Annotated in this window: 7 protein-coding genes and 1 pseudogene; 3 read left to right on the top strand and 5 right to left on the bottom strand. The window is 34.3% G+C overall.

The features are described from left to right. Nucleotides 1-39: 39 nt before the first annotated feature. The 3 genes and pseudogenes from A9D35_RS17550 to A9D35_RS17540 all read right to left on the bottom strand — a co-directional run bounded on the left by A9D35_RS17550 (nt 40) and on the right by A9D35_RS17540 (nt 3,598). A pseudogene (locus A9D35_RS17550) lies at nt 40-947 on the bottom strand (Ppx/GppA phosphatase family protein). A 1-nt stretch (nt 948) separates the two neighbouring features. Further along, nucleotides 949-3,012, bottom strand: coding sequence for a polyphosphate kinase 1 (gene ppk1, locus A9D35_RS17545; RefSeq protein WP_066225409.1), 2,064 nt, complete (start codon nt 3,010-3,012; stop codon nt 949-951). 94 nt (nt 3,013-3,106) lie between these two features. Continuing rightward, entirely contained in the window at nt 3,107-3,598 is a 492-nt protein-coding gene (locus tag A9D35_RS17540; RefSeq protein ID WP_066225407.1) for a SixA phosphatase family protein, read from the bottom strand. A gap of 692 nt (nt 3,599-4,290) precedes the next feature. On the opposite strand from A9D35_RS17540, the gene A9D35_RS17535 reads away from it, so the two are divergent. The 3 genes from A9D35_RS17535 to A9D35_RS17525 are packed head-to-tail and all read left to right on the top strand — an operon-like array spanning nt 4,291 to nt 13,965. Beyond that, nucleotides 4,291-11,058, top strand: coding sequence for an HYR-like domain-containing protein (locus A9D35_RS17535; RefSeq protein ID WP_066225405.1), 6,768 nt, complete (start codon nt 4,291-4,293; stop codon nt 11,056-11,058). Nucleotides 11,059-11,068: 10 nt separating this feature from the next. Then, a complete protein-coding gene (locus tag A9D35_RS17530; RefSeq protein ID WP_066225403.1) occupies nt 11,069-12,037 on the top strand; it encodes a PorP/SprF family type IX secretion system membrane protein in 969 nt (322 codons plus the stop codon). Nucleotides 12,038-12,048: 11 nt separating this feature from the next. After that, a complete protein-coding gene (locus A9D35_RS17525; RefSeq protein WP_066225401.1) occupies nt 12,049-13,965 on the top strand; it encodes an OmpA family protein in 1,917 nt (638 codons plus the stop codon). 835 nt (nt 13,966-14,800) lie between these two features. Here A9D35_RS17525 and A9D35_RS17520 read toward each other — a convergent pair. Further along, nucleotides 14,801-15,898 (bottom strand): tetratricopeptide repeat protein, encoded by a 1,098-nt coding sequence (locus tag A9D35_RS17520; protein WP_083191745.1) that lies wholly within the window; start codon nt 15,896-15,898, stop codon nt 14,801-14,803. Between the two features lie 170 nt (nt 15,899-16,068). After that, nucleotides 16,069-18,630 (bottom strand): DNA gyrase subunit A, encoded by a 2,562-nt coding sequence (gene gyrA, locus A9D35_RS17515; protein ID WP_066225399.1) that lies wholly within the window; start codon nt 18,628-18,630, stop codon nt 16,069-16,071. Between the last annotated feature and the right edge of the window lie 29 nt (nt 18,631-18,659).

The following is an 18,659-nucleotide window of genomic DNA, read 5'->3' as shown; positions in this document are numbered from 1 at the left end:
AATTGTAGGAAAAAAAAGATAAACGGCACAAAAAATCCGTTATTCCAAAATTTTACTCGATACCGTTTCGTAATATAAACTTTTTATAATTCCGTCACTTAAACCAATTTTCGGTACATAAATATCTTTAGCCCCGCTCCATTTCATAGCAGATAGATATATTCTTGCGGCAGGAATAATAACATCTGCTCTATCCTGGTTTAAGTCTAATTCTGTAATACGCTCCTCATAAGAATACGATTGTAACATGTTATAATATGAGGTTAAATAAAAAAAAGTTAAAGGCTTTCCTATGGCTTTACCTGAAACCTTAAATATCTTATTAATATTCCCCCAGAACCGATTAAATCAATTTTATCGTATTTCTTAGTATTATCTTTTATCCAAGTTTCAAGGTCATTCCAAGTTTCCTTTTTAACCATATCGTTTAACAATCTTACCGTTCCTATTTTAAACGATCTTGATATTGCTGTTTCCCCTTCGTGAATAACGGTAAACTCGGTACTACCCCCACCCACATCGACATATAAATAAGTTTTGTTTGGGTTTATATAAGCATTTAAATCGGTAGCCGCAATAATGGCTGCTTCCTCATCGCCTTCAATAATATCTATTTTAATATCAGATTTTTCTAATATTTGTGATACAACTTCTTGTCCATTTTTTGCTTCACGCATAGCCGATGTAGCACAAGCTTTATATTTTTCTACTTTATGAGAACGCATTAGCAAATTAAAGGCATGCATAGTATCTACCATGCGCTCTGTATTGTGTTCTGATATTTTACCATTTAGAAACACATCTGCACCTAAACGAATGGGTACACGAACCAAAGAGCTTTTTTTAAATTTTGTTGGCTTACCTTCTTCTTCAATAATATTTGCAATAAGCAATCTTACGGCGTTTGATCCGATATCGATTGCTGCATATTTTTTTATTGTTAGCATTTTATTCTTTTAGCTTGTTTAAGTAATATTCGTAGGTTGCAAACTGCGATCTCACTTTTTCTTTCTTATTTCTTTTATATTCATTAGTCTGCTCCAAGTTTAACAATCTCGCTTTTACATTATCGCTCCAACAAATATTAAAGGTATCTATTAATTCTTGCTTGATATTTTCATCGTAAATTGGACAAGTTACTTCTACCCTATTTTCAATATTTCTCGTCATCCAATCTGCAGACGAAATAAATATTTTTGGATCCCCGCCATTTGCAAACATATAAAGCCTTGTATGCTCTAGAAACTTATCTACAACACTTATAACTTCAATATTTTCGCTCATGCCCTTAATTCCAGGTACCAAACAACACAATCCTCTTACTATCATTTGAATTTTAACACCTGCTCTACTAGCTTCATATAGCTTATCAACCATTTTGTAGCTAGAAATACTATTCATTTTAAGTCTAATACTAGCCGGCTTACCAAGTTTAACATTAATTATCTCGGTATCAATTAATTTGAAAAGTGCTTTTTGAGTATAATGAGGTGAAGTGATAATATGTTTATATCTGAATATTAAATAATTTGTTTCAAAAAAGCTAAAAACCTTATTAATATCTTTTAATATCTTCTGATTTGCTGTAAATAGCGTATAATCGGTATATATTTTTGCGGTAGATTCATTAAAGTTTCCTGTACTTACAAATCCGTAACGCTTAATTTTCTTATTTTCTTCGCGTTCTATAACACACATTTTACTGTGTACCTTTAAGCCCTGAACACCAAAAATAAGATTGATTCCTTCCAATTCCATTTGTTCGGCATACGCGATATTAGCTTGCTCATCAAAACGTGCTTGTAATTCTATAGAAACAGTAACTCGTTTTCCGTTTTTAGCCGCATTAATTAAAGAACTAGCGATATGAGAAATTTCGGCTAACCTATAAATTGTAATTTTAATAGTTTTTACCTTTGGGTCTAATGCTGCTTCTCGTAAAAATTTAACGACATAAGAAAAAGTATGATATGGAGCGTATAATAAATAATCCTTTTTTGAAATTGCTGAAAAAATACTTTCTTCTAAACTCAGACCTTTAATTGGTAGTGGTTCTATTTTATCGTACAACAAATCGGTTCTTCCTAAACTAGGAAACCCCATATAATCTCTTCTGTTATGGTAACGACCTCCAGGAATAATACTATCGGAAGGCTCAATGTTCATTTTATGCAGTAAATACTGAAGCGTTTCTTGATCTATTTGCTTATCGTACACAAACCGAACCGGTTCGCTAGTTTGCCTATGTTTAACACTATCTGAAAGTTTATCTATAAAACTTTTACTTAAATCACTTTCAAAATCCAATTCGCCATCTCTTGTAATTTTTATCATATGTGCCGAAATGGTCTCATAATCGAAAATATTAAAAATATCACTTAAACAATAACGCAATAAATCGTCTAACATAATAATATAGTCCTTATCGTCTTCTTGAGGAAGCACGACAAAGCGATCCATATTTTTAGTAATTTCTATTAATGCATATTGGTGATCTCCCGATTTCATAACCATCTTAACCGCAAGATAGGCTGCACTATCTTTTAATAAAGGTAATTTTATAGAATCGTTTAATATAATGGTAACTAAAGCTGGACTGACTTTTTGAATAAAATATTGCTTAACAAACTGATGTTGTGAAGGTTTAATTTGAGTTTCATCTATAATAAAGATATTCTCATGTTTTAATTTATTCTGGATATCATTTAAAATCTCTAAGCTTTCAGCTTGCTGTTCAATTACAATTCCAGTAATAATCTCTAAAAGTTCGCTGGCCTTAATTCCTCCTAATTCACTCTTACCAGCCTTACCTGCTTGATCTATACGCTTAACAGTCGCATATCTTACTTTAAAAAACTCATCTAAATTATTAGAAAAAATACCTAGAAATCGTAACCTTTCTATTAATGGAACATTTTTATCTTCTGCCTCTTGTAGTACTCTAGCATTAAACTGAAGCCAACTAAGTTCTCTATTTATATAAGTGTTATTCGTTTTATCAACTTTTATCATGCAAATCGTTCTTTTATACTAATTACAAATATATTGTATTTAGGTTTCAATACCGTTTTTTGATTGTTATTAAAAGGGATTAAAATAAAAAAAATCAGATTAATTCCTTAGGAAATAATTTTAATTTAATACTTCCTTTACTAAGATCACTCCAATTGTCTATTAAAAATTCAAGAACAACAAGTCCACTTGTAGGCACATTTTCAATATAAAAATCGCCATAAGCATTCACGAAATTAGTGAGTGCATTATTATGTCCGAAAATAAAAACAGTATCTAAATCATTATCTAAAGATTTAATAAATTGCACTAATTTTCGACCTTCAAAATCGTATAAATTTTGAATAATTTGGGGTTCAATTTTATCCGGATTACTATAATTTTTAATAAAAATTTCGCAAGTATCTCTTGTACGTTTTGACGGACTTGAAAACACATTTTTTAAAGAAATTTCCGACATTTCTAAAAATGTTTTGCAAACCTTAATGGTATTAGCTTCACCTACCGATTTTAAAGGCCGATACATGTCTTCTACATCATATTTCCATGATGATTTTCCATGCCTAATAAGAATTAGTTTTTTCATAAAAATTTAAGTTAAAATTTAACAAAATCTTAATCATAATATGTTAATAAACAAATTATTAACTAGTAACTAAAGTACGACAGAAGTAAGTAAATACAGTAATATTTAAATGTATAGAAAATTATACTCGACAAACTACCGAATTAACCGATAATATGTATCCTCGGGTCACTTTGTCGAATTTATAAGTCCTTTAACATTTATTTTTTTTTAACTCCTTTTAACTACCGTTTTTTGTTATCATAAATTGTAATAAATATGATCCCAAGTCTAATTTCAATACACAAAGCCTTTTGCTCTAGTTTACAGAGCATTCCCTCAAACGCTTTACTCCCTCGCAAATGATTTTACTTCCTAACCAAAAGTAAAACCATTACCTATTGAAATTCATTGGATAATATTTAACAGAAAAAGAGAAAAATTTTAATCAATAAATTGCTACATGATAAGACATTACACCTCAAATTTATTACCGCACTTAACTGCTTTAGTTAATATACTAAAAGCAAATAGCTTTTACATCTATAAAAAAAATAGTTTCAAGCAGAAACTATCGAGCATAAAAGAATTTAATGTAACAAGAATGCCAATTGCCAACCCGTTACATTTTTTAATAGACCCAAGAATAACTCATAGTTACAATGTTAATAATCCCTCATAGGCAGTATTAGGATAACTTAATCGATTTTGAAATGAAAAAATTTTACGCTAAGAAAATTAAGGCATATAAAAACATTAAACAGTATTCGCTGTTAGCATTAGTGCTAATGGCTTTTAGTTTTTATAGCCATGGCCAGTCAGCAGTACCATTTAGCTCAAGGGCTAATTTTACTGTTCAAGGAGATTTTACTATAATAGGTAATACAAACCTTGCTCCTGATACCCCAGGACAGAGTAATGATTCTGGAGACATGTTTTATGTAGATGTAGATAATGATATTACTACAATCAACTCATCGACTGCAGACATTAATCTTTTAGATGAAAGTGGGCAGGTTACTAACAATTCTGAAATTGTTTATGCCGGATTATATTGGACAGGTCGTCCAGGTCCAGATAAAAGTTTTGTTGTACAAACCGATAATGGGCCAAAAACCTTAAATAAGGGAATAGTTTCCTTAAAAGGTCCTAACTCAGCATATACAACTATAACCGCTGCAGATAACGATATATACTATCCTGAAAGTATATATGATAATATGTATATCGCATTTGCAGATGTTACAGATTTTGTTAAAAATAACGGTACCGGTAGTTATACTGTGGCCGATATCGCCTTAGTAGAAGGTAAAGACAATACATCAAACCTTGGGATTGGCTATTATGGAGGTTGGAGTATGATTATTGTTTACCAAAACACAGCTATGAAAGTGCGTAATATTGGTGTTTTCGATGGTTATTCTTTTAAAAATGTTCCAGGTGACGCTGGGTATGTCCCAAGTAGATATATCAACCTAGATATTAGCAACTTAAATACTGCCGATGTTGTAAGAGGCCAAATAGGGATTATGGCTGGAGAAGGAGATCTTGATTTAGATGGTGATGCTTTAACTACGCAATTTGGAGGAACAGGTAATTACCTAAACCGTCTACAACATGGTCCAAATACCTCTTTAAACTTTTTTAATTCAACTATAACTGTTGACGGTACTGAAAGGTTTCCTAGTGGTACAATATATGGCTTAGACTTACATAAATTTGATCTTCCTTTTGGAGATAGTCTTCGTCCAGATACAGTTGCTCCAAATCAAGATCAATTATCTTTACAATATACAGCAACTAAGGACAAATATGTAATTTATAACATAACCTTATCTTTTGAAGATGACACATTGCCTGTGCCACCTATAGATGCTACTTATGAATGTCTTACAGATGTTCCTGCCGGAGAGCCTTTAACTGCTCCAGATAATTGTTCGCCAGGAAATACTATGACTTCGCTTCCACAAGACACAATTAACTCTGCAGATCCATGTAATATCATTATAACACGTACATGGTCTTTCAAAGATTCATGTGATTATATTTTTGAAGTTTCGCAAACAATAAATGTAGTAGATACTACTGCTCCTGTTGCGCCAGAAGCTCCTGCAGATACAGCAGTTAGTTGTTTAACAGATCTTCCTGCCCCTCTTACTTTACAAGCATTAGATAATTGCGCAGGCACCATATCTGCAACAAGTGTAGACACTGTAGTACCTTCAGATAGCTGTAACCAATCAGTAATTCGTACATGGACATTTGCAGATGCTTGCGGTAACACTACAGAGATATCTCAAAATATTATGGTGGTAGATGATGTTCTTCCCATATTCTTCGATGATCCACAAGATATTGTTTATGAATGTGATGGAGAGCAAAGAAATCCAACAATTGACGCTTGGGTAGAGCTTAATGGATATGCTTTAGCTGAAGATAATTGTTCTGATATTACTTGGACAAACAACTATAATGGTGAAGCCCTTACATGTAATCAGTCGGTTACCGTAGAATTTACAGCTACTGACGCATGTGGAAACTCAGTTACAAAATCTGCCACATACACTCTTATCGATGTTAATGCACCTACAATAGACACTGCACCAACAGATTTAGTATTAGAATGTAATGAAAATTCGCAAAGTACTTTAAATACTTGGTTAACTTCTAATGGTGGTGCTATCGCAACAGATGTTTGTTCAGAGCAAGTAACATGGACTAACGATTTTGATCCGGATTCTTTTACCTTAGAAGCTTGTGGTGTTAACAACGCAACTACCGTTACTTTCTCTACATCTGATGATTGTGGGAATATTGCAACTGCAACTGCAACAATTACGGTAATAGATGAGACTGCTCCAACAGTACCAACAAACGTACCTGCAGATGTTACTGTAGAATGTTATGAAGATATTCCAGCTAATATTAATCTTACAGCAACAGACTATTGTGCTGGTGAGATTACTGTACCTGGTGTAGATACAGAAGATAATTCAGATCCAGCTAACATTATTATTACACGTACTTGGACATTCGCCGATGCTTGTGGAAATACGTCTGAAGTATCTCAAATAATAACAGTAAACGATCAAACTGCTCCCGTTTTAGATGGTCCAGCACCAACAGATTTAACAGTACAATGTATTACTGATGTACCTGCAATGCAAACATTAACAGCAACAGATAACTGTTCTGGAACTATAACATCTAACGGTACTGAAACTACTAATGATACAGACGCTTGTAATATAATCATAACGCGTAACTGGATATTCTCAGACCAAAGTGGAAACACAACCGATGTATCTCAAACCATAACTGTTAAAGATGAAACAGCACCTGTTGTAGATACTACTCCTGCTGATTTAACTCTAGATTGTAATGAAGATGTTCCTGTAATGGAGCCTTTAACTGCAACAGACAATTGTACGGGTACAATTACATCTCAAGGAACTGAAACAGTAGATGATTCAAACCCTTTAAATACAATTATTACACGAACTTGGATATTTGCAGATGATTGTGGAAACACAACTGAAGCGACACAAACCATAACAGTAGACAAAGATACTACTGCTCCTGTAGTAGATAATGCACCTGCAGATTTAACTGTAGAATGTGTTGATGATGTTCCTCCAATGGAACCATTAACTGCTACAGATGATTGTTCTGGAACAATCACATCTAACGGTACAGAAACTATTAACGATACTGATGCTTGTAATGTAATTATTACTCGTACTTGGTTATTCACAGATAACAGTGGAAATTCTACAGAAGTATCTCAAACCATTACAGTAGCAGATACTCAAGCTCCAATTGTACCAACAATTCCTGCAGATGTAACTATTGATTGTTCAGATGAATTACCTGCAATGATCGACTTAACTGCTCAAGATAATTGTGGTGCCATGGTAACAGCAACTCCTGTAGATGTAACAGACAATTCAGATGCTTGTAACGTTATCATTACACGTACTTGGACTTTCGAAGATGCTTGTGGTAATGTTAGTGTAGGTACTCAAACTATCAACGTTATAGACGAAACTGCTCCAATACTAATCGAAGAAGCTACAGATATCGTTTTTACTTGCGATGGGGAACAAAGAAATCCAACTATCGATGCTTGGGTAGAACTTAACGGATATGCATTAGCATATGACAGTTGTTCTGATGTAACTTGGACTAATAACTACGATTCAACTGCAGACATTTGTAACGGTGCTGTAGAAGTAATCTTTACAGCTACTGATGCGTGTGGAAACTCAGTAAATACAGCAGCTACTTATACCATTATAGATGAACTTGCTCCTGAAATTACTACAGCAGCTCAAGACATAACAGTGGAATGTGGAGATTCAAATATTACCGAGATTCAAACTTGGTTAAACACAAATGGAGGTGCAATGGGACAGGATGTATGTTCTGATGTAACTTGGAGTAATGATTTTGATCCTAGTTCTTTAGTTAATGCTTCAGATGTTACGGTTACTTTTACAGCATCAGATGCCTGTGGAAATGTAAGCACAACTTCAGCAACAATTATCCTTACAGATAATATTGCTCCTATTATTGAAACACCTGCTCAAGATTTAGTAGTTGAATGTAACGAAAATCCTACGGATGTTATTAATGCATGGTTAGCTAATAATGGTGGTGCTACTGCAACTGATAATTGTTCAGACCTTACTTGGACAAACAATTTCACTACTGGTGCTACTTCTGTAACATTTACTGCTACAGACGCTAATGGAAACTTCGTAACAACTACTGCTACGATTACTTATACAGACGACACTGCTCCAATTATTGACACACCAGCTCAGAATTTAGTAGTTGAATGTAATGAAGACCCTACCGATGTTATCAATGCTTGGTTAACAAATAACGGTGGTGCTACTGCTACAGATTTCTGTTCAGACATTACTTGGACTAACAATTTCACTCCTGGTGCTACTTCTGTAACATTTACTGCCACAGACGCTAATGGTAACTTCGTAACTACTACGGCTACGATTACTTATACAGACACAATGGCTCCGGTTATTGACACTCCTGCTCAAAATTTAGTAGTTGAATGTAACGAAGACCCTACCGATGTTATCAATGCTTGGTTAGCGAATAACGGCGGTGCTACTGCTACGGATTTCTGTTCAGACATTACTTGGACTAATAACTTCACATTTGGTGCTACCTCTGTAACATTTACTGCTACAGATGCTAATGGTAACTTTGTAACTACTACGGCTACGATTACTTATACAGACCAAACGGCTCCTGTTATTGACACACCAGCTCAAAATTTAGTAATTGAATGTAACGAAGATCCAACTGATATTATTAATGCATGGTTAGCGAATAACGGTGGTGCTACTGCTACTGATTTCTGTTCAGACATTACTTGGACTAACAATTTCACTACTGGTGCTACTTCTGTAACATTTACTGCTACAGATGCTAATGGTAACTTTGTAACGACGACGGCGACGATTACTTATACAGACACAATGGCTCCGGTTATTGACACTCCTGCTCAAAATTTAGTAGTTGAATGTAACGAGGATCCTACCGATGTTATTAATGCTTGGTTAGCGAATAACGGTGGTGCTACTGCTACAGATTTCTGTTCAGACATTACTTGGACTAATAACTTCACTACTGGTGCTACTTCTGTAACATTTACTGCTACAGATGCTAATGGTAACTTCGTAACAACTACTGCTACGATTACTTATACAGACACAATGGCTCCGGTAATTGACACTCCTGCTCAAAATTTAGTAGTTGAATGTAACGAAGATCCAACTGATGCTATTAATGCTTGGTTAGCGAATAACGGTGGTGCTACTGCTACGGATTTCTGTTCAGACATTACTTGGACTAATAACTTCACATTTAGTGCTACCTCTGTAACATTTACTGCTACAGATGCTAATGGTAACTTTGTAACTACTACGGCTACGATTACTTATACAGACCAAACGGCTCCGGTTATTGACACACCTGCTCAAAATTTAGTAATTGAATGTAACGAAGATCCAACTGATATTATTAATGCATGGTTAGCGAATAACGGAGGTGCTACTGCCATTGATTTCTGTTCAGACATTACTTGGACTAACAATTACACAGATGGCGCAACAACTGTAACATTCACTGTTACCGATGCTGCTGGTAATTTCGTAACAACTACTGCTACGATTACTTATACTGATGAAACTGCTCCTGTAGTAGATAACGCTCCTGCAGACACAACATATGCTTGTATAGATGATGTGCCTGCTTTAGACACTTTAACAGCGACAGACGCATGTGATGGAACTATTACTGATGCAGGAACTGAAACTATAGATAATGCCGATGCTTGTAACGTAATTATTACACGTACTTGGATGTTTACAGATAGTAGTGGAAATTCAACAACAACTACTCAAGTAATAACTGTTATAGATGATGTTGCTCCTACTGCTCCAACTGTACCTGCCGATGTAACGGTAGAATGTGGAGACGATGTACCTGCAATGATAGATTTAACTGCAACCGATAATTGTGGAGCGTCAATCACTGCTACAGGTGTAGACACTACAAATGATATCGATGCTACAAGTAGTATCATTACAAGAACTTGGACATTTACTGATGCTTGTGGAAACACTACTGAAGTATCTCAAATTATTACAGTAGCAGATACAACACCTCCTACTCTAGTTAGCGACTTAGATACAGAAGTTTTAGTTAATTGTACAGACGTACCTGCTAAACCAGATTTAGTATTCGCAGACAACTGTTCTACAGATTTAACTGTAGATTATACAGAAGAGAATACCTCTAGTGGTGCAGCAAACGAAAACTACTTAATAATAAGAGAATGGACAGTATCAGATTCTAGTGGTAATACTTCAGTATTTACACAAACAATTACTGTTAATGTACATCAAGAACCAGTTCTAGTTTCAGATAGTGCTTGTACAGAAGGTGGTCCAATAGACTTAAACAGCTATTTAGCCGATAATACTTCAAGTGGTACTTGGGTAGTAGATTCTGGAGATGCAACCCTTAATGGTAGCATATTCGATCCTATCGACTCAGAAGTTGGAACATATGTATTTACCTTTACTGAAGACTCAGGATGTCAAAATCAAACAACTGTAACTTTAGATATTAATGAAGATTGTGTTCCTCCTACTTGTGATCCTATCATTTCAACATCGATTACACCAAATGGTGACCAATGGAATGAGTTCTTCACTGTAACAGGTATAGACAGATGTGGATTTGTTATAGAGGTTGAAATTTATAACAGATGGGGTGCTTTAGTTTATAAATCACTTAATTACCAAAACAACTGGAGTGGTCAAAACGATTCAAGTGCATTTGGTAATTCTAATCACTTACCAACAGGAACATATTATTACATAGTAACATTAAAAAATAGCGGATTGAAACCACTGACAGGTCCAATTTACTTAGGAACCAAATAAAAAATAACCTATGAAAATTTTAAAATATCACATAGTAGCTATTGCATTATTGAGTTGTACGGTCGGGATGGCACAACAATTGCCTCAGTTCACCCAATATATGTATAATACCATATCTATTAACCCTGCATATACAGGAAGTAGAGGTACATTAAGTGTAGTTGGATTACACAGAAGCCAATGGGTAGGTATAGATGGTGCACCAAACACAGAAACACTATCTATACACTCACCTCTTAATAACGAGAAAATCGGGATTGGAGGATCTTATATCCATGATGAACTTGGTCCTGAAAACTTTAATTATTTATATGGAAGTTTTTCATATACTATTAAAACAGGAGAAAACTCTAAATTAGCCTTTGGTCTTAATGCTGGTTTTACCCAATATAGCTTAGATCAAGGTTTTAGATTAGACAACCCTAACGACCCTGTTATTTATGGTATAGAAGATCGTTGGTCGCCTAACTTTGGTGCTGGTGTATACTGGCACTCTACCAGATGGTATTTAGGTTTATCGGCACCTCGTATTCTAAATACCGATTACGCTACAGATGAGTACGAAGCGTTAGAACGTGTTAGTTATTATTTTACAGGTGGATTTGTATTTAACCTTGGAGACTACACTAAGTTTAAACCATCGTTCCTTGTAAAAGCGACAAATGGAGCACCTTTATCTTACGACTTAACTGCTAATTTCTTATTTTACGAAAAATTATGGTTAGGTGCTGGTTATAGACATAATCCAGGTGTAGATGATAGAGACCTACAAGATGGAACTATTGATTATGGATTTAGAGGAACAAATGCAATTGGAGCTTTGGTTGATTTCCAAGTTTCTAAACAAATACGAATTGGTTACACTTATGAATTCCCAGTGAATTCTGAAATAAGACACTACCAAAGCGGAACCCACGAAATCATGTTAATGTTCGAATTATTTAAAGAAAGACGTATTAAATCCCCTAGATATTTCTAAAGACTACCACTATGAAGACAAAAATTATATTAACAATACTAGCGCTCTCGAGTACTTTTATCTTTGCTCAAAAAAAGGTAGCCGACAAATTCTTCAAAAATTACGCTTATGTTAAAGCAAGTGATTTATATCAAGAAGCTGTAAAAAAAGGAGACAGTAGCGCCCACGTATTAACGCGATTAGGAGATTGTTACTACAACAACTCAAATTCAGAAAAAGCTGCTCAATGGTATGAAGTAGCTGTAAATAAATACGAGGATATAGATCCTATTTACTATTATAAATATGCTCAGTCATTAAGAAGTCTTGGTCAGTACGATGAAGCTGTGGTATACTTAGAAAAGTTTAATGAAGTTCAGAAAGATGAAGATCGAATCAAAGGAACCGATTTTACAAATGTAGCTTTATATGAAAAACTTAAAAGTACCGAAGGGGTTTATGTTGAATTAGTAAATTTACCAATAAACACTAAAAATTCAGATTTTGGTGGGGTTGAATACGATGGAACCTTTTACTTTGCTTCTACTTCTAAAAAGAATAGAGACGAATTATATGTATGGAACAATGAACCTTTCCTAGACATCTACCAGTCTCAAATTTCTGAAGCTACAGATGGTGAAGATGCATTAAACTATAGCTACCCTAACTATATTAAAGGGTCCGATATCAATACTAAATATCATGAAGCTAGTGTTGCTATTACCAACGACGGTAAAACCATGTATTTTACTAGAGATAACGTAAGTAAAAACAAAAAATTAAAAGCAGACCGAGAAGGAACTTCTCACTTAAAAATCTATAAAGCAACGTATATAGATAGTACTTGGCAAGATGTTAAAGAATTATCTATTAACGACCGTGTATACTCTACTGGTCACCCTGCTTTAAGTCCAGATAACAAAACGTTATACTTTACTTCAGATAGAGAAGGTGGATTTGGTCAAACAGATATTTGGAAAGTAGCCATTTTAGGAGAAGACAATTATGGTTTTCCTGTTAATTTAGGTGCTGCGGTTAACACTGAAGGAAAAGAAATGTTTCCTTTTGTTGATGAGGATAACACCTTATACTTTTCATCAGACAGTTATGTAAACTTAGGATTCTTAGATATTTTTAAATCAGATGTCCTTAAAGGAGGTACAAAGGTTGAAAATTTAGGAGCTCCTTTTAACAGTGGTTTCGATGATTTTGCTTTCAATATAGATGCAAAAAATGGCCGTGGGTATTTATCTTCTAACCGTGAAGGCGGAATGGGAAGCGACGATATCTATTCATTCGAAATCTGTTCTCAACTTATTAAAGGTACAGTTAGAGATAGCAGAACCCTTGTTCCATTATCTTTCGCAACAGTACAGTTAATTGATGAAACTGGAAAAGTTATGCAACAAGTTATGACTGGAGAAGATGGTATGTATTCTTTTAGAGTGAAGTGTAACTCTAAGTATAATGTTTTAGGTAGTAAGGCCGATTACAAAGACGATTTAAGAGAAGTAAATACATCATTAATCAACGGAAACGAAATTATTACAGATCTTAATTTAATCCCTCTAATTATAGAAGACGAGATTGTTATTAATCCAATTTACTTCGACTTCGACAAATGGGATATTAGAACTGATGCTGCTTACGAACTTGAAAACATTGTTGGGGTAATGAGAGAACACCCTAATATGCGTATTAAAATTGAATCGCATACAGATAGCCGCGGACCAGATAACTATAACTTAACCTTATCTGACAAACGTGCTAAATCTACTAGAGATTATATCTTATCTAGAGAGATTGATCCAAGTAGAATTGAAAGTGCTATTGGTTACGGAGAAACTCAATTGGTTAACGGTTGTTCTAACGGTGTAAAATGTACTAAAGAAGAACATCAAGCTAACAGACGTTCTAAGTTTATTATCTTAGAAGACACTGATAATTAATCATCCTATTATCATATAAATTAAAAAAAGCCGCTTTACAGCGGCTTTTTTATTGGCATAGAATTTCTTACTCCTCACTACCTTTTAATTCAATCTAAGCTACTCCTTATTCGTTGTAATCTTAACCCAAGGGTACCATTGAAAATAAAATTTAATTAACCTTAACTAAAAGGTTTCTTAAATATCATATCAACCTCAATTCCCCCACTGAGTTAAACTACTAATCCTTTAAACCATTTTAGCACCAAGAAATAATAGGATTACTAATACACCATTCTTTCCTAATCCTTAATATAATAATCCAGTAATAAATCTTAAAACGGATCAAGCAACATAAATCTGCTTTAACTGTAATGCTAATTATGATTGACGTAGGAGTAGATTTTTCTCATTAATGCCCCCAAAGAAACCATCTTATAATACGATTAATATCTTCTTATTTTCCAAACATCCAATTATAAATGTTATCCATAGCCCCAACTTGATAGTCCAGATTGTTTTGGTAAAATTCATTTCGGATTTTTAAGATGTTAGTCCCCTATCCGTCCCACCAAAACTCAAGGTTACAATTAATTTTATGTCTATTACCCATTAATTTTCTGAAATGATTATGTATTAAAACTCCAAACAGTATTTAAAGCTATTCAAAGAGCGTTTAGCCTAAAATAGCCAAACTAATATTAACCATTTAAGAAACACAAAACAAAGGGCTTATTTTTAGTTAAAATGATGTTCCTACCCTCACTTCTATAAAGCCATATTACTTACGTAAAGACATAAAAAAACCCATGACGAATAAACATCATGGGTTTTAAAATTATAATAAGAAAACTACTTATTTAGAAGCGTCTAATTTTGCTTGAATGTCTTTAGCTTTATCGTTTCCAACAGCATTGTAAATATTAATTAATTGTTGGTAAATGTTTGGCTCTGGGTTAGGGTTTTTAGCAATATATTGCTCTAAAACTTGCGCCCCTTTATCGAATAAACTTGTTTTCTTAGCACGTAATTCATCATAACGTTGGTTATCTGCTTTACTAGTACCTAAACTGTTCATTTCTTCAATTAAAGAGTTTCCTTCATCAATGTAAGTTGTAGACTCATTTAAGGCTGCATCTGCATAATCAGGCTTTAATTGTAGTGCCTTTTCAAAAGATGTTCTTGCTGCTTCAAATTCTTTATTCTTTAAAGAAATAACACCAATGTTGTAATGTAAGTTTGGATTGTCTGGTTGCTTTGCAACAGCTGCTTCCATTAATTCTTTAAATTTATCTGTTTCTCCTAATTCTAAGTATAAATTAGCTTCTGTTAATAATAAATCTAAATTTTCTGGATCTTGTTGTCTTGCTTTTTTAACCGCTTCTAAAGCCTCATCATTTTTACCTTGAGACACATAAATTAAAGCAATGTTTTTAGTAATTTCGGCTTGCTTAGATTCTGTTTTACGTTTACCTGGCTTGATATGAGATTTTGCCTTTACAAATAAATCTCTTTGGCTTTCAGACATTACTTCTTCCTCGTTAGTAGAAATGTTTGTTGCATAATATTGCGTCTCAATACCTGTGTACCCTAATTCATCTAATTTAATATAGTGTTTTAAAGCTGAATCGTAATCTTGATCGCTAACTGCACTTACAGCTGCATAATATAAATAAGTCGTATCTGAAGGCATGATGTTATACAATTGTTCAAATTCCTTATTTGCTGCTGAGTAATTTTTATTTTTAAAATCGTTGTTAGCTTTAACTAAAAATGTGTTTTGCATTTCTTGTTTAAATTCTACAACTTCGCTTTTCATAGAATCGTCTACGTTATTTAAGCTTTCTATGGCTTTTGTAACATCGGCTTCAGATCCTGCACCGTTAGCATATAAAGCCTCAGCTTGTAAAAAATAATACTTCGACTTATACTTTTCATCTATAGAAGATAACATTGGCTCTACTTGATTTAAAGCGGCCTTTGCCTCTGCATAATTGTTACCTTTAATTGCTTTTTCTGCTGCTTTTAGTTCTTTTTTTGTGCGACTGCAAATGCACTAACCGATAAAGCTAAAGCAACTATAATCTGTTTTTTCATTGTAATCAAATTAAGTTAATATGTTTATTAATTATTTTCTAAGTTATTGTTTTCAATAGATGGTGAATCTTCTCCGTCTACAGGAATAATATCACCCTCTGCTCCTTCCAAGTCTTCTAAAGTTTCTTCTTCATGCATCACTTTAGCAACAGCTGCAATAGAATCTCCATTACGTAAATTAATAAGTTTTACCCCTTGCGTTGCACGACCCATTACACGTAAATCTTTAACAGCAATTCTAATAGCAATACCCGATTTATTGATAATCATAAGATCATCTGAATCTGATACCGTCTTGATTGCCACTAATTTACCTGTTTTTTCTGTAATAGAAATAGTTTTTACACCTTTTCCTCCACGATTTGTAATTCGGTATACTGGTTCTCCATCTTCTGGATCGTCAATATAGGTACGTTTACCATATCCGTTTTCAGAGACTACAAGTACAGATTCTTCTTGTGGGTTTTCTACAGTAATCATTCCGATAACTTCGTCATTTTCTTCAGCTAGTGTGATACCTCTAACTCCAGAGGCTCCCCTACCCATTGGTCTTGTTTTAGCTTCTTCGAAACGAATGGCTTTACCAGATTTTAATGCCAACATAACTTGACTTGTTCCTGTGGTAAGCTTAGCTTCTAAAAGCACATCATCTTCCTTAATGGTAATCGCGTTAATTCCGTTGGTTCTCGGACGAGAATATTGCTCTAAAGATGTTTTCTTAACCTGGCCATTTTTAGTCGCCATAATTACATAATGACTATTAATGTAATCTTCATCTTTAAGATCTTGCGTACAAATAAACGCCATGACTTTATCGTCTTGCTCGATATTTATTAAATTCTGAATCGCTCTTCCTTTAGAGGTTTTACTACCTTCCGGGATTTCGTATACACGCATCCAGAAACATTTTCCTTTTTGTGTAAAGAATAACATATACTGGTGGTTGGTACCTACAAATAAATGTTCTAAGAAATCCTCGTTACGTGTGGTCGATGCTTTTTGTCCAACACCACCTCTATGTTGCGTTTTGTATTCTGTAAGCGATGTACGTTTAATATACCCAGCGTGCGAAATTGTAATTACAACTTGCTCATCTGGAATCATATCTTCAATACTTAAATCTCCTCCAGCATATTCTATAACCGAACGACGCTCATCGCCATACTTATCTCTAATAACTATAAGCTCTTCCTTAATAATATCCATACGACGTTCTTTCTTGTCTAGGATATCCTTTAAGTCTTCTATAGTTAACATAATTTCGTCATATTCTGAACGTAATTTATCTTGCTCCAGTCCGGTAAGTTGACGAAGACGCATCTCGACTATAGCTTTCGCTTGTATTTCCGAAAGTTTAAAACGTTCTATTAAACGTTCTCTAGCTTCATCGGCGTTAGAAGAAGATCTAATAATTTTTATTACTTCATCAATATTATCAGAAGCTATAATTAATCCTTCTAAAATATGTGCACGCTCTTCTGCTTTACGTAATTCGTAAGTTGTACGTCTAACAACAACTTCGTGTCTGTGCTCAACAAAATGATGGATTAAATCTTTTAAGTTTAATAATTGCGGACGCCCTTCTACTAATGCAATATTATTTACACTAAAAGACGTTTGCAGTTGTGTATACTTGTATAATTTGTTTAGTACAATATTAGGAATGGCTTCTCGCTTTAACACAAAAACAATACGCATTCCGTTTCTATCAGACTCATCGCGTATAGTAGCGATACCTTCTAATTTCTTTTCGTTAACTAAATCGGCAGTCTTTTTAATCATGTCTGCCTTATTAACTTGGTACGGAATTTCTGTAACAATAATACATTCACGACCTTGTACCTCCTCAATATTAGCCTTGGCACGCATTACTATACGTCCACGACCTGTACGAAAAGCTTCCTTAACTCCATCGTAACCATAAATAGTTCCTCCGGTAGGAAAATCTGGAGCTTTAATATAATTTATAAGCTCGTCGACTTCAATATCTTTATTTTCAATAAATGCAACAATACCATCTACAACTTCAGTTAAATTGTGTGGTGGCATATTGGTTGCCATACCTACGGCAATTCCTGAAGCTCCATTAATTAATAAACCTGGAATTCGAGTTGGCAATACGGTTGGTTCCTGTAAGGTATCATCAAAATTTAATTTATGATCTACAGTTTCCTTATCTATATCTGCCAACATGTCCTCAGAGATTTTACGCATACGTGCTTCTGTATAACGCATTGCTGCCGGACTATCGCCATCTACAGAACCAAAATTACCTTGGCCGTCTACTAACATATAACGTAAACTCCATTCTTGAGCCATACGCACCATAGCATCGTAAACCGACGTATCTCCGTGTGGGTGGTACTTTCCTAATACTTCCCCAACAATTCTTGCTGACTTTTTATGTGCACCAGTTGCTCTAATTCCTAATTCATGCATTCCGAATAAAACACGTCTATGTACCGGTTTTAATCCATCTCTAACATCTGGTAAGGCACGTGACACAATGACCGACATTGAATAATCAATGTAGGCCGTTTTCATTTCGTCCTCTATATTAATTGGAATAAGCTTTTCTCCTTCTGCCATCTATAAAATTAATTTAGTTATCTTGTGTG

This window comes from Formosa haliotis (genome assembly GCF_001685485.1).
Lineage (GTDB): Bacteria > Bacteroidota > Bacteroidia > Flavobacteriales > Flavobacteriaceae > Formosa > Formosa haliotis.
Note: the sequence above shows the minus strand (reverse complement) of the source record. Positions and strands in the feature narration are given on the sequence as shown.